Source organism: Sphingomonas trueperi (assembly GCF_040545965.1).
Lineage (GTDB): Bacteria > Pseudomonadota > Alphaproteobacteria > Sphingomonadales > Sphingomonadaceae > Sphingomonas > Sphingomonas trueperi_C.
Genome location: NZ_JBEPMV010000002.1, coordinates 21,499 through 34,593 on the forward strand (window position 1 = coordinate 21,499; position 13,095 = coordinate 34,593).

Sequence of the window (13,095 nt, forward strand, 5' to 3'; positions counted from 1 at the left end):
GTGCGCTAGCCGGTCGCAGCGGGCCTTTGCGCGCTCGCGACCGGCGCCGGCACCTTGTCGGCATGGCGGACCTGGTTGCGGCCGCCGCGCTTCGCCGCGTAGAGCGCGCGATCTGCGTCGCGGTACAGCTTGGCGAGATCGATGCGGCCCCGCGCCTCCGCGAGCCCGATGCTGACCGTCACGCGCTGGTCGCCGATTGCCGCACGATGATCGCAGGCAGCGATCTCCTCGCGCACGAGTTCGGCGAAGTCTAGCGCGGCCTGCCCCGCGGCGATCGTCAACAGCGCGAACTCCTCGCCGCCCAGCCGGGCAACGGTGCAAACTGTGCTCTCCCAGCGCGCGAGGCGGGCAGCAATCGTGCACAGCACGATGTCGCCCGCGTCATGGCCGTGCTCGTCGTTGATCGCCTTGAAGCGGTCGATATCCAGCAACAGCAATGCCGCCGACGCTTGCGTGCGCGCCGCCGTCGCGACCAGCGCGTCGGCAGCTTCGAGGAAACCCCGGCGATTGCGGACCGCGGTCAGCGGATCATGGACCGCGAGCCGGCTGGCGCGCGCTTCGGCTGCGCGGGCAAGGTCGCGCTCGGTCCGCATCCTGGCGAGCCGGCGGCTGGCGGCGAAGGACAGCCAGAGCGTCTGCCAAGCCGAGGCGAACAGCACCAGGATCTGTGAACCGCCGCCCCAGAACAGCGTGCCCAGATTGACCAGCTGCGTCAGCGCCAGCGCCGCCATCGGCACCGACCAGGCCGCGATCAGGTCGCGCGCCTCGACGCTGCCGCGGCGGGCGCCGACGATCAGGCACGCCAGCACCGCAACCAGATTGCCCAACACGGCGGCGGCGAGGGGCGGACCGACGCTTTCGATCAGCGGCCCGCGCGCCAGCGTCGCCGGGATGCCGATCACCGCGACGGCGATGCCCAGGGCGAGCGCGCTCGCGCGCAGCAGCCCGGGAATGCGGCCCTTCTCCAGCGCGCTGGTCGCGCTCAGCGTGGCCAGCAGGATGGAGAGGGCGGAAAGCGCGGTGCTGGTCTGCGCCGCGGTCGTTCCCGCCATGCCGGGCACGAGCAGCAGCCCGAATTGCGACCAGATCGCGCCCCACAGGAAGACGGTGGCCGCCCAGGCGCCCTGCCAGGCGAGGTAGGCGCGGCGCGTGCCGATGGCGAGCGACAGGTTATAGGCCGCCCCCGCCAGCAACAGCGTGAGCGCCGCGCCGATCAGTGCGCCGAGCACGGCGGTTTCGATGCCCGCCTCGCCCGCCGGCACCAGCCGGAGCCGCAGCAGCGGGTAGCTCGCCAGCCGATCGACGCGCAGCGTAATCGCGGTAAGGGCGGTCTTCTGGTCGCGCGGCGTGAAGGCGATCTGCGCCCCTGGCCGCCAATGATCGCCGAAATCGCCCGCGCGGACCTCCTGCCATTCGATGCTGCCATCGGCGTGGCGGAAGGCGACCGCCAGCCGATCGAACCGCGTCTGGTGGACGAGCAGCGTCGGGGCTTCGTCGCGAATGCCGTAGCGCTGCGGCGCCAGCTGCAGCCACAGCCGCGCTGCCTGATAGCCGACGGGCTTTTCCCCGCAGTGGAAACCGGTCGCGGGCGGTAAGTCGCTGGGCCCATCGGTGGGCGACACGGCGTGACAAACGCGCGAATCGAGTGGGACCGGGACCGCGAACGCTGTCCAGGGCGCGAGCATCCACCCGAGCAGCAATACCTGCCACCCGCGAAGCAAGACCCACGCTGCCACGCCACGCACCGAACGCTTCCCCACGATCCCCACATCGCACCCCATGCGAAACCACGGGTGTACAAAGGATTGCGCTCGCTGGCTATCCGGCATCACGCGCGGGTGCTTTGCATTCCGCAGGCGTTCGGCCTAGCGCTGCCGACATGACTCCTGCCGCACGTGTACAGATGGCGATCGACCTGCTCGATCAGGTGATCGCGGCCGCGCGTAACCGCGGCGCCGCCGCCGACGTGATCCTCGCGCGCTGGTTCGCCGAGCGGCGCTTCGCCGGCTCCAAGGACCGGCGAGCGGTGCGCGGCCTCGTTTATGATGCGATCCGGCTCTGCGGCGAGGTGCCGGTGTCCGGGCGGGCGGCGATGCTGGCGGTCGCGCGCGCCCAACCGGCGCTGGCGGACCTGTTCGATGGCTCGCACTATGGTCCTGCCGCGATCGCCGAGGGCGAGCCGGTGGCCGGGCAGGGTGTCGCGCCGGCCTGGCTCGAGGCCGCGTTCGAGGCTTCGGGGCTCGATGCGAACGAGCGCGCGGCGCTCCTTGACCGCGCCCCGCTCGATCTGCGGGTCAACCGGCTCAAGACGACGCCCGAAGCCGTGGCTGCGCTCTTCGAGGGCGCCGAGCCGCTCGGCTTCGCCCCCGATGCGCTGCGGCTGCCCGAGGAGACACAGGTTGATCGCACCGCGGCCTATGCCGAGGGCGCGTTCGAGGTGCAGGATGCCGGCAGCCAGCTGGTCAGCGCGCTGGCAGGCGCAGCACCCGGCATGACCGTGATCGATCTCTGCGCGGGCGGCGGCGGCAAGACGCTGGCGCTGGCCGTCGCGATGGCCAACCAGGGCAGGATTCTCGCCTGCGACGTCGACCGGCCGCGGCTGTCCAAGCTGATGCCGCGGGCCGAGCGCGCGGGCGTCACCATTGCCGAGACGCTGCTGCTCAACCCTGCGCGCGAGGCCGAAGCGCTGGCCGATTGGCGCGAGCAGGCGGATCTGGTCGTGGTCGACGCGCCTTGTTCGGGCACCGGCACCTGGCGGCGCAACCCGGAGGCGCGCTGGCGGCTGACCCCGGCGCAGCTCGATCGCTATGTCGATACCCAGGCGCATCTGCTCGATGTCGCCGCGCGGCTGGTGCGGCCGGGCGGGGCGCTGGTGCACATCGTCTGCTCGCTGCTCGATGCCGAGGGGGCGGGGCAGGTCGAGCGGTTCGTGGCAGCGCAGCCGGGCTGGGCGCCCGTGCCGCTCGATGCCCCCGCAGGGCGTCCGCGCGGCGAGGGGCTGCGGCTCACGCCGCTGCACGACACGACCGACGGGTTTTTTGTCGCGAAGCTGGTGCGGCAATGCTAGCCCGTGGCCATGGAGTTTCGGAGATGTTGATGCGGTTCACGACGATCTCGGTAGCGGCGGCGCTGCTGGTGCTGACGGTTTCGACCAGCCTGAGCGCGCAGCGGCCCGACAGCCAGCTCGAACCCCGCTCGGTCGAGCTGGTGCGCCAGGCGCGCAGTGCCCAGGCGGCGGGCAACCTTGGAGGGGCCAATGACCTGCTCGAAAGCGCGCTCGCGGTCGATCCGCGCAACCGCGAGGCGTTCGTGCTGATCGCCGACATCGCGCGGACGCAGAACCTGCCCGGCAAGGCGATCCGCTTTTACGGCGAGGCGCTCAAGCTCGATCCCAACGACGTGACCGCGCTGCGCGGCCAGGGCGAGGCGATGGTCGTCAAGGGTGCGATGACGCGCGCCAAGGACAATCTCGCCAAGATCAAGACGATCTGCAAGACGGGCTGCGCCGATGCGACCACGCTCGCCGCGACGATCGCCAAGGGCCCGCCGCCGACGCCGACCCCGGTTGCGGCCAACGACAACGCGCCCAAGGAAGCGGCCAAGCCCTGAGCCGGGCTCAGCTGGGGGCGATCGCCGCCTCCAGCGCCCGCGCGCGGCTTTCCTGCGCGGCGACGATGGCGCCCGCGCGGTCCATGGCAGCCTGGAGCGCCGGATAATCGGGCTGGCCGCCCTGGGCGCGCTCGATCCGCAGCTGGTCCATGTCGGCCAGCGTAACGGCAGTGCGCGAGCGGATGCCGTCGAGCACGCTGAGCGCGGTCTGCGCATCGAGCCACGGGCTGGTACCCGCCGCCTGGCGACGGGCGCGGGCGACCTTCGCCTCGGCATCCTTCGCTGCCGTCTGGAACTCGCCATCGGCCGCATCGATCTTCGCCATGAGCGCCGCAATCTGCCCATCCAACGCCGCATCGGGGGTGGCCTGCGGCGTTGGCCGCTCGGGCTCGGTGAAGTTCAGCCCTTCGTTCGCGCGCGGCAGCAGCGAGGGATAGCGCGTGGCGGGCTGGGCGCAGCCGGCGAGCAAAGCGGCGCCGGCGGCGAGAAGGGGGAGCGATCGCATGGGCTTGCCATATGCTTGTGGAAAACTTGGCGCAACGGGGTTGCGCTCTCCGAATTCCGCCGATAAACGCTCGCCTCCACCAAGCGCCCGTAGCTCAGCTGGATAGAGCATCAGACTACGAATCTGAGGGTCGGACGTTCGAATCGTTCCGGGCGCGCCATTACCCCCGCCAGAGCAGCTGCTCGGCGGGGGTTTGTGTTTCTGGGGATCAGGCGCGCGCTTCGAGGCTGTCGAGGATCTTGCCGCCGGCCATGAACACCGCGATCGGGCACACCGCGAACAGCAGCTTGCCGCCCACGCCCGGATACAGGCTCATATAATGGAAGCCGCGCTCGACCGCGCCGTTGGCGAGCCCGAAGATCACCAGAAAGGCTTCGAACTTCGACTTGATCACGAAGAGGCGGCCGATGCGGTACAGCATGGCCGGCACGCAGCAAGCCGCGTGCCAAGCCCGGAAAAGCGTCGGTTTTCAGCCGGCGATCATGGTAAAGTGTCAATTAACCCGACAAGGTCGAGCGTCTCGAACAGTGCCGCGCGCGCAGCTTCGATGCGGGCGACCAGCGCCGGGTCGGCAATGGCGTTCGGGTCGATCGCCTCGGGCCAATGCGCCTCGATGACCGCGGCGATCCGATCGAGCTTGGCGGCATCGACCAGGAAGCGCTGGTCGATGGTCGCCGGATCGGCGACGACGCGCAGGCGGAGGCAGGCGGGGCCGCCGCCATTGGCCATCGATTCGCGGACGTCCACCACCTCAACCCGGCGGATCGGTCCGTTGCCTGCGACATGCGCCTCGAGCCAGTGCCACACGGCGGGCGTGTCGCGCGCCTCGCTCGGCACGATCAGCAAGGTGTCGCCACCCGGCACGGTGACCAGCTGGGCGTTGAACAGATAGGAGGCGATGGCGTCGGCAAGGCTTACCTGGTCGGCGGGCACCTCGACGATCTCGACCTCGGGCATCGCGGCGCGGAGGCGATCGTAGAAGCGCCCCTTGTCGGCAAAGGCCTGCTCGTGCGCGAACAGCACCCGGCCATTGGCCACGGCGACGACATCGTTGTGGAAGGCGCCGGCGGCGATGGCCTCTTCGGACTGCTGGACGAACAGGGTGCGCTCGGGATCGAGCAGGTGCCGCCGTGCGACCGCGGCGCTGGCATCGGGGTGCTGGCGGGCCGGGAAGGGGCCGCCGGCGATGCCGTAGACGAATACCTCGACGCCCGGCGCGTCGTGCGCGGGCGCGAGCCGCATATGGTTGGCCGCGCCCTCGTCGCCGAAGGGTGCGGGTACCGGGCCGTGGACCGCGAAGGCAGGATCGGCAAAGGCGAGGCGGAGCTGCGCCAGCGTCTCGGGCCATTCGTGGCTGCGGTGGGGCATCGTCACCAGATTGGCGACGCTCAGGTGGCAGCGACCATCTGCGGTATCCGGCGCGGGCGAGACGGTCGCGGCATTGGCCGCCCACATCGGCGAGGCGGAAAGCGCCTGCGCCTGGCTATGCGGCGGCGCCTGCTCGTAGCGGAGCCCGAGCTGGGCCAGCCAGCGATGGTCGGGCCGGGCGTGGGGAAGGAGAATGCCCTGGTGCAGCCCGAGCGCGAGATTGGCGCGCATCTTGGCAATGCCCTGCAAGGCGGCGGCGCGCGGGTGCGACACCGCACCGCGGTTACGGGTGGCGGCGAGGTTGCCCGGGCTGAGCCCCGCATAATTGTGGCTGGGCCCCACGATGCCGTCGAAATTGATCTCGACCAGCATCAGCGCGCCACCCACAGCACGCTGTCGCCCACCGACAGGCCCAGCGCCTCGGCCGAGACCGGGTCGAGAATAATGCCGCCTTCGGAGGGCGTGATCTGCGCGAGCGCCGACTGAAACTCGGACAGCGTGCCCGATGCCACCAGCGCCGGCTCACCGCCGCCGGCGATCGCCGCGATGGTAGCGCGTCGGGCGTCACGGACGGTCTTCACCTGGTCGGTGCGGGCGGTCATGGTCGGTCCGCCATCGAAGATGTCAATATAGCTTTCGAACGCAAACCCTTCATTTTCCAGCATCCGCATGGCTGCGCGGCCGGAAGGGTGGGGCAGGCCGATCACCGCTCGGGCGCTTTCGGAGAGCATCGCGGTATAGACCGGATGCTTGGGCATCAGATCGGCGATGAACTGGTTGCCATGGGTGGCATTGAACTCGTCGGCCTGTTGGAAATTCATTCCGAAGAAGCGGCCGGCGACCCCGTCCCAGAAGGGGGAGCCGCCGGCCTCGTCGATTACCCCGCGCAGTTCGGCGAGAATGCGGTCGGCGAAGCGCGCGCGGTGCTGGGCGATGAACAAATAGCGCGCGCGGGCGAGCAGCAGCCCTAGGCCTCCGGCGCGTTCACCCGGATGAAGGAACAGCCCGCCTACCTCGCTGCAGCCTTCCAGATCGTTGACGAGACTTAAGATTTCGGCACGGAAGGTACGTTTAAGTTCCTGGCTATGCTTGGTGACCGTGCCGATGCGGTAGCTGTAGAAGGGCCATTTGTCGCCCACCCGGGTAAAGATCTGGCAAGTGCCGCGCACGTCGCCGGTCTCGACATTTTCGAGGATCAGCACGAACAGGTCGTCGGCGACTTCGGCATCCTCGCCGCGCGCGAAGGCGGCGTGGCTGCGATCGAGCTTGGCGCGCAGGGCGGGCTTGTCCGGCGGCAAATTGGTGAACCCGCCACCAGTTAGCTTCGCCATTTCATACAAATGCTGAAGATCCTCGTCGCGTGCGGCGCGGATGCGGAAGCTGCTCATTGCCGGCCCCGCTCGGCAAGGCGGAGGAGAGTGAGGACCGAGAGCGCGGCGCGCTCGGGCAGGCTTTCGGGGATCAGAAATTCCTCCGTGGAATGGATGGCGCCGCCGCGGGCGCCCATGGTGTCGACCACCGGCACCCCGCAGGCGGCGATGTTGTTGCCGTCGCACACGCCGCCGGTCGCCTTCCAGGCGATCGGGATGCCGAGATCGGCGCCGGCATCGCGGACGAGATCAAACAGGCGCGCGGCGGCGGGGTCGATCGGCTTGGGCGGGCGGTTGAAGCTGCCATGCAGCTCGATGCGGACCTCGTGCGCGGCCGACACCTGTGCGATCGCAGCATCGAGCGCGGCTTGGGCGCGGGCGGTCGCGGCGGCATCGCCAGGGCGGAAGTTCACCCGCAGGATAGCGAGGTCCGGCACGACATTGTTGGGGCCGCCGCCATCGATCCGCGCCGGGTTCACCGACAGGCCGGGCGCCTTGGCGTCGGCCAGCAGCACCGCCAGCGCCGCTGCGGCGACGAGCGCATTGCGGCCCTCTTCGGGGTTGCGGCCCGCATGCGCGCTGCGGCCATGGACGACGAGCGAGAAATTGCCCGTGCCGCCGCGGGCGCCCGCAAGCGTCCCGTCGGGCAGCGCGGGCTCATAGGTGAGCGCGGCCGTCTTGCCCTGCGCGACCTTGGCGATCAGCGCGCGGGAGGAGAGCGACCCCGTCTCCTCGTCCGAATTGATCAGCACCGTATAGCCGAAGCGTTCGGCCAGCGGGCTTGCCTCGGCCGCTTCGAGTGCTGCGAGCATCAGCGCAAGGCCGCCCTTCATGTCGGCGGCACCCGGCGCGTTGAGGCTGCCATCGGCGAGCCACTGCGCTTGCTGGAAGGGGTGATCGGCGGCGAACACCGTGTCCATATGGCCGGTAAGCAGCAATTGCACCGGTGCCTCGGGTCGCACCGTCAGCAGCAGGTGGCGGCCATGGGCAAGCGGCTCGACGACACCGCCGGGTGTTACCGTCTCCACCGGCTCGGGCGCGACAAGCTCCAGCGCACCCGGCAACACCGAAAAGGCGTCCGCCAGCGTCGCCGCCATGGCGGACAGCCCCGCCAGGTTGCGGGTGCCGCTGTTGATCGCCGCCCACTCCAAGGTCCTCTCCAGCATCGGCGCGGCTTGTGCGCGCTCGATCGCCGTCCGTTCGATCGCGGATAGCATGGTCATGGGGCCGTGGTAGCGCGGAACCGGGGCAGTTGAACACCCCCGGCGGCGCAGCCGTCAGAAATCGACGACGAGCGCCGCGCGGCTGGTGGTGTCGGTGGTCAGGCGGCCGAGCGGCGGCGCGCTTTCATACTGCACCGTATAGCTGAACTGCGCCGAAAGCGGCCCGATCAGCTTGGCCAGCAGCGCCGACTTGGTCGCGACGGTGCTGTTGTCCTTTTCGACATAGGCCGAAGCCTGCTGCGTTACCGTCATGCCGCGCGATAGGCGCCACGAGAAATCGAGCGAGCCGCGCGCGGCGATATTGTTCTCGCTCGGCGCGCCGATGAAGCGGGTATAACGATAGGCAGGGCCGAGTTCGACATCGAGCTTGATCGCCGAGCTCTTGATCGCGCTGTAGCCGGCACCGGCTGACAGCGAGACGCGGTCGCCGAAGCCGGAGAAGCGATCGCTTTCATATTGCGCGGCGCCGTACATATAGGCGCGGCTGTCGAACTTCCAGTTGGGCTCGTAAGCAGCGAGGTAGCGCTCGCGCGTGGTGAGGCCCAGGCTCTCCTGATAATCGGCCTGGACGCGGACCTTGTGGCGCCATTCGATGCCTTCGCGCTTCACCTCGGCGGCCGCGGTGACGCCGATATTCTCCGAATTGCCGGTCTGCACATAGCCGCCGAGTTCGACATGGCCCTTCACCAGCTGCAGGAAATGCGCCTCGCGCAGCGCCTGTTGAGCCACCTCGCGGCGGCTGGAGCGCCACTCGCCGGCAATCTTGGCGACCAGCGGCGCGCTCGCCGGATCGGCGGTCTTGGCGTATTTAACGATGACGGCAACATCCGCCTCGTTGCCAGAGCTCATCGCGGCGTCGAGCATCGCCTTGATCGTCGGCGGGATCGGCGGATCCTCGGCGTTCGCGAGCAGGAGCGGAAAGGCAAGGAGAAGGGCACGCATCACGCATTCGTCCTAGCCATGATTTCGCGGCGCAAAAAGGGCAGGCGGTCGCATCCGCACCACGCATGGGCTCAGCGGCGGCCCCGCGGACAGGTTGCGAGGCGGTGATGAGGCGCAGACGGTGGTGCCTATGGAAAAACAGGCAGTGGTGTTCGGGGCTTCGGGCGGGATCGGCGGCGCGATCGTGGCGCAGCTCGCCGCCGATCCTTCGATCGCGCGGATTTATGCAGGCAGCCGCCGCCCTGGCGCATCGACGGACGCGAAGCTGGTGCCGTTCGCCTTCGACCTGACCGACGAGGCGAGCATCGCCACCGCGGCCGCCGCCGTGGAGGGGCAGGTGGACCTGGTGTTCGTGGCGACGGGCATGTTGCACCGCTCCGGCGGCCCGTCGCCGGAAAAGGCGCTGCGGGCGCTGGACGGCGCGGCGATGGCGGAGCTGTTCGCGGTCAACACCATCGGACCGGCGCTGATCGCCAAGCACTTCGCGCCGCTGCTGCCCCGCGATCGCCGGGGCGTGATCGCGGCATTGTCGGCGCGGGTCGGGTCGATCGCCGACAACCGGCTCGGCGGCTGGCACAGCTATCGCGCGTCCAAGGCGGCGCTCAACATGCTGATGGTCAACCTCGCGATCGAGCTGCGGCGGACGCACCCGCACGCGGTGGTCGCGGCGCTGCATCCGGGTACGGTCGATACCGGCCTCTCGGCACCGTTCCAGCGTGGGGTTGTTCCAGAAAAGCTATTCGATGCAAAGAGAAGTGCCGGATATCTGCTGGAGGTTCTCAGCAAGCTGATGCCTGAGGATAGCGGCGGGCTGTTTGCCTGGGACGGCGCGCACATCCCCTATTGAGCGAGACGCGCTTCGACCAGCCCGCGCAGCGACACGCGTGCCTTGAGCCGGGCGGCGAGCAGTGCCATGCCGCTGATCTTGCGCTGGACGAACAGCGTGTCGGCCGGGGGCACGTGCCATACCGCGCGATCCTCGACCATCTGCATGCCTTCACCCCTGACCGCCTGGAGGAAGCTGCGGTCGCCGAAGTCGAAATCGTCGGCACGGTCGGTCTGTTCGAGGATCAGTCCGATCATGCGGTCGATCACGGCCGGGTGGCGCTCCAGCGCGGCCGGGCTGAAAAAGCCGAGCTCCAGTGCGGCATCGCGTACGGAAGCACGATCACTGTTAAGTCCAGCTTTCAGAAGGCTCCGATATCCATATGCAATAGCTTCCGAAACCGGCATGGCTGCACCAAAATCGAGCAGCACCAGTCGCCCGGATTCGGGCTGGTAGCGATAGTTGGCGAAGTTGGGATCGGTCTGGATGAAGGCGAAGGCGAACAGCTCCTGCAGCACCAGATCGATCAGCGCGGTTGTGACGCGGTTGCGTTCGTCCTGGTCGGCCGCTTCGACAGTCTCGATTGGCTTGGCGGCGATATAGTCCATCGCCAGCACGTTGGTGGTCGACAGTTCGGGCACCGGGCGCGGCACCAGATAGCGGTCGTCACCGGCGAGGTGATCGGCATAGCGCGTCATCATCCCCGCCTCGCGGACATAATCCGCCTCGTCGTGCAGCTGGCGCTTGGCCTCGCCGAGCAGCGGCGCGATGTCGAGACCCTTTGGCAGTAGGCCGGAGAGGCGGAGCAGGGTCGCGACATTGTCGACATCGGCGTCGATGCTCTCGCGCACACCGGGATATTGCACCTTGATCGCCAGCATCCGCCCGTCGGGCAGCCGGGCGCGGTGGACCTGGCCGATCGAAGCCGCCGCCATCGGATGCGCCTCGAACAGCGCGAAGCGGCGGCGCCAGTCGGCACCCCATTCCTTGGCCAGCACCTGCTGGAGCTGGGCAGGGGGCATGTGATGGGCGCGGTCGCGGAGGCGGGCGAGGATCTGGGTAAGTTCGTCGGGCAGCACGTCGCCGGCGTCGAGCGAGATCATCTGCCCCAGCTTCATCGCCGCGCCGCGCAGCTGGGCCAGCTGCTCGGTGGCGCGGGCGACGTTGCCGGGGGTGAGGACGAGGTCGCGCAGCTGCGGGCGCTCGCCGGCGACCAGCCGCTTGGCGCCCTCCGCCAGCACGTTGCCGGCCACGCCGCCGGCCAGCCGCCCCATCACCCCGAAGCGGGCGAGCCGCCCCTTGGGCACCGCACGCGAGCGGCCGTCATATCCACTATCATCCGCCATGCCGTTCCCTTTCGCGCATCCAGCGCTGGAGTCTGGGTCGAACGCGCAGAAAGGCGCGATAGAGCCGTTCGAGTGCCCAGGTGGCCCCGGGCAGCAGCGCCAGCAAGCCCAAGGGCCGCAGCAGCGGGACCGCGCGCCACATCGCCGCGAACGCCGCCGCGCCGCTATAGAAGCGACCCTGCGCGTCGCTGACATGGAAGCGCGCGAGCAGGTCGCCCCGGTCGAGCGGGCAGCTGCTGGTGTCGTCGCTGACGTCGACGAAGCGGAGCCGCCCGCGGTGATCGAGCCGACGCATCAGCGCGATCTCGCGGATGCACAGGGGGCAGCCGCCATCGTACCAGACGGTGAGCGGTTCAGCCATTCCAGCGGCTCCCAGCGGGCACCAGCGCGTCGAGGAAGCGCGCGGCATCGTCGGCAATCTCGGCCTTGCGCTCCTCCGTCATGCGGTCGAGGTTGCGGACGATCGGTCCCATCCGCTGGTTGCGCGCGAAGCGGTCGCGGTGGCGGGCGATGAAGTCCCAGTAGAGATAGTTGAACGGGCAGGCGTCCGGCCCCGCCTTCAGCTTCACCTTGTAGCGGCAGCCGGCGCAGTAATCGGACATGCGATCGATATAGGCGCCGCTCGCCGCATAGGGCTTGGAGCCCATGATCCCGCCATCCGCGAACAGCGCCATGCCGATGGTGTTGGGCATCTCCACCCATTCATAGGCATCGGCATAGACCGCCATGTACCAGACATGGACCAGGTATGGGTCGATGCCGGCGAGCAGTGCGAAATTGCCAGTGACCATCAGCCGCTGGATATGATGGGCATAGGCATGCGCGCGGGTCTGCTCCACCGCGTCGCGGATGCAGGCCATGTCCGTCTCGGCGGTCCAGTAGAAGTCGGGGAGCGGACGGTGGGCTTCCAGCGCGTTGGCCTCGGCATAGCGGGGCATATGCAGCCAGTAGATGCTCCGCACATATTCGCGCCAGCCGAGGATCTGGCGGATGAAGCCCTCGGCCGAGTTGATCGGAACCCGCCCGGCGCGCCATTCGGCCTCGGCGCGGCGGCAGAGATCGAGCGGATCGAGCAGGCCGATGTTCATGTACAGCGCGAGGTGGGCGTGGAAGAGGACTGGCTCACCGCGGCGCATCGCGTCCTGATAGTCGCCGAAGCGGGGCAGGGCGTGGGCGAGGAAATGGTCGCGGGCCTTCTCGGCGTCGACGCGGGTGACGGCGAGCGCGAAGGGCTGCAGGTCGCCGAAATTGTCGGGGAAGCGGCGCGCGACCAGGTCGAGCACCTCGCGGGTGATCGCATCGGGCTCGAACGCCGGAAGCGCCGGCGGCTTGGTGCCCGGGGGCGGCGTGCCGCGATTGTCGTGATCATAGTTCCATTCGCCGCCGGCGGGCTGGTCGCCGTCCATCAGCAGCCGGGTGCGGCGGCGCATGTCGCGGTAGAAATACTCCATCCGCAGCTGGCGGCGACCCTGCGCCCAGGCGCGGAAGCCGGCGGGGTCGATCAGGAAGCGCGTATCGGGAAGCAGAGTGAGACCGGACACCGCCGCGAGAGCGTGGCGGAGGCGCCACTCCCCCGGTTCGGTGCAGAGGATCTCTTCCCCGTCGAGTTGCCCGCGAGCACGCTCGATCTCGCCGACGAGGCTGCCGGCATTCTCCGGATCGTCGAGACGGGTGTAGCGGACCTGCCAGCCCTCGGCGCGCAATTCCTCAGCGAAGTGCCGCATTGCCGAGAAGACGAAGGCGAGCTTCTTCTTGTGGTGCGGGACGTACCCCGCCTCTTCGGCGACCTCAGCCATCAGCACCACGTCCTCGGCCGGATCGGCGTCGGCGAGCGAGGAAAGGCCAGCGCTGAGCTGGTCGCCGAGGATGAGGATCAGCCGGGCCATGCACGGTCATGTGGGGCAGG

At 69.1% G+C, this 13,095-nt stretch carries 13 protein-coding genes and 1 tRNA gene; 4 read left to right on the top strand and 10 right to left on the bottom strand.

The genetic code is table 11. From position 1 onward, the window contains the following. Positions 1-5: 5 nt before the first annotated feature. Entirely contained in the window at positions 6-1,622 is a 1,617-nt protein-coding gene (locus ABIC35_RS03955; protein ID WP_354278315.1) for a GGDEF domain-containing protein, read from the bottom strand. A gap of 257 nt (positions 1,623-1,879) precedes the next feature. On the opposite strand from ABIC35_RS03955, the gene ABIC35_RS03960 reads away from it, so the two are divergent. Both ABIC35_RS03960 and ABIC35_RS03965 read left to right on the top strand, forming a co-directional pair. After that, positions 1,880-3,067: an RsmB/NOP family class I SAM-dependent RNA methyltransferase gene (locus tag ABIC35_RS03960; protein ID WP_121076863.1), complete on the top strand. Its 1,188-nt coding sequence runs from the start codon at positions 1,880-1,882 to the stop codon at positions 3,065-3,067. Between the two features lie 29 nt (positions 3,068-3,096). Next, positions 3,097-3,609, top strand: a complete 513-nt coding sequence (locus ABIC35_RS03965) for a tetratricopeptide repeat protein (protein WP_183049489.1) — start codon at positions 3,097-3,099, stop codon at positions 3,607-3,609. Positions 3,610-3,616: 7 nt separating this feature from the next. Here ABIC35_RS03965 and ABIC35_RS03970 read toward each other — a convergent pair whose 3' ends face one another. Continuing rightward, positions 3,617-4,114, bottom strand: coding sequence for a hypothetical protein (locus ABIC35_RS03970; RefSeq protein WP_121076867.1), 498 nt, complete (start codon positions 4,112-4,114; stop codon positions 3,617-3,619). An 83-nt stretch (positions 4,115-4,197) separates the two neighbouring features. Between ABIC35_RS03970 and ABIC35_RS03975 the strand changes: the two genes are divergently transcribed. Beyond that, positions 4,198-4,274 (top strand) — tRNA-Arg (locus ABIC35_RS03975). 48 nt (positions 4,275-4,322) lie between these two features. Here ABIC35_RS03975 and ABIC35_RS03980 read toward each other — a convergent pair. From ABIC35_RS03980 to ABIC35_RS04000, 5 genes are read right to left on the bottom strand one after another with little or no spacing between them, the layout of a single operon-like run. Then, positions 4,323-4,535: a hypothetical protein gene (locus ABIC35_RS03980; protein WP_121076869.1), complete on the bottom strand. Its 213-nt coding sequence runs from the start codon at positions 4,533-4,535 to the stop codon at positions 4,323-4,325. A 59-nt stretch (positions 4,536-4,594) separates the two neighbouring features. Further along, positions 4,595-5,854: an N-succinylarginine dihydrolase gene (locus ABIC35_RS03985; protein ID WP_436286771.1), complete on the bottom strand. Its 1,260-nt coding sequence runs from the start codon at positions 5,852-5,854 to the stop codon at positions 4,595-4,597. Beyond that, on the bottom strand, positions 5,854-6,870 hold the full coding sequence (locus ABIC35_RS03990) for an arginine N-succinyltransferase (RefSeq protein WP_121076871.1): 1,017 nt from the start codon (positions 6,868-6,870) through the stop codon (positions 5,854-5,856). Before ABIC35_RS03990 ends, ABIC35_RS03985 begins: the two co-directional genes overlap by 1 nt. Continuing rightward, complete coding sequence (locus ABIC35_RS03995) at positions 6,867-8,075, bottom strand: hydrolase (RefSeq protein WP_121076873.1); 1,209 nt, start codon at positions 8,073-8,075, stop codon at positions 6,867-6,869. Before ABIC35_RS03995 ends, ABIC35_RS03990 begins: the two co-directional genes overlap by 4 nt. 54 nt (positions 8,076-8,129) lie before the next feature. Then, positions 8,130-9,017, bottom strand: a complete 888-nt coding sequence (locus ABIC35_RS04000; RefSeq protein WP_121076875.1) for a DUF481 domain-containing protein — start codon at positions 9,015-9,017, stop codon at positions 8,130-8,132. Between the two features lie 130 nt (positions 9,018-9,147). On the opposite strand from ABIC35_RS04000, the gene ABIC35_RS04005 reads away from it, so the two are divergent. Next, positions 9,148-9,864, top strand: coding sequence for an SDR family NAD(P)-dependent oxidoreductase (locus ABIC35_RS04005; RefSeq protein WP_121076877.1), 717 nt, complete (start codon positions 9,148-9,150; stop codon positions 9,862-9,864). Here ABIC35_RS04005 and ABIC35_RS04010 read toward each other — a convergent pair. The 3 genes from ABIC35_RS04010 to ABIC35_RS04020 are packed head-to-tail and all read right to left on the bottom strand — an operon-like array spanning position 9,858 to position 13,075. Beyond that, entirely contained in the window at positions 9,858-11,189 is a 1,332-nt protein-coding gene (locus tag ABIC35_RS04010; RefSeq protein ID WP_121076879.1) for an ABC1 kinase family protein, read from the bottom strand. The two genes, ABIC35_RS04005 and ABIC35_RS04010, sit on opposite strands and share 7 nt — an antisense overlap. Continuing rightward, a complete protein-coding gene (locus ABIC35_RS04015; RefSeq protein ID WP_121076881.1) occupies positions 11,179-11,550 on the bottom strand; it encodes a thiol-disulfide oxidoreductase DCC family protein in 372 nt (123 codons plus the stop codon). The genes ABIC35_RS04010 and ABIC35_RS04015 overlap by 11 nt, the downstream gene beginning before the upstream one ends. Beyond that, positions 11,543-13,075 (bottom strand): cryptochrome/photolyase family protein, encoded by a 1,533-nt coding sequence (locus ABIC35_RS04020; RefSeq protein ID WP_121076883.1) that lies wholly within the window; start codon positions 13,073-13,075, stop codon positions 11,543-11,545. Before ABIC35_RS04020 ends, ABIC35_RS04015 begins: the two co-directional genes overlap by 8 nt. Positions 13,076-13,095: the final 20 nt, after the last annotated feature.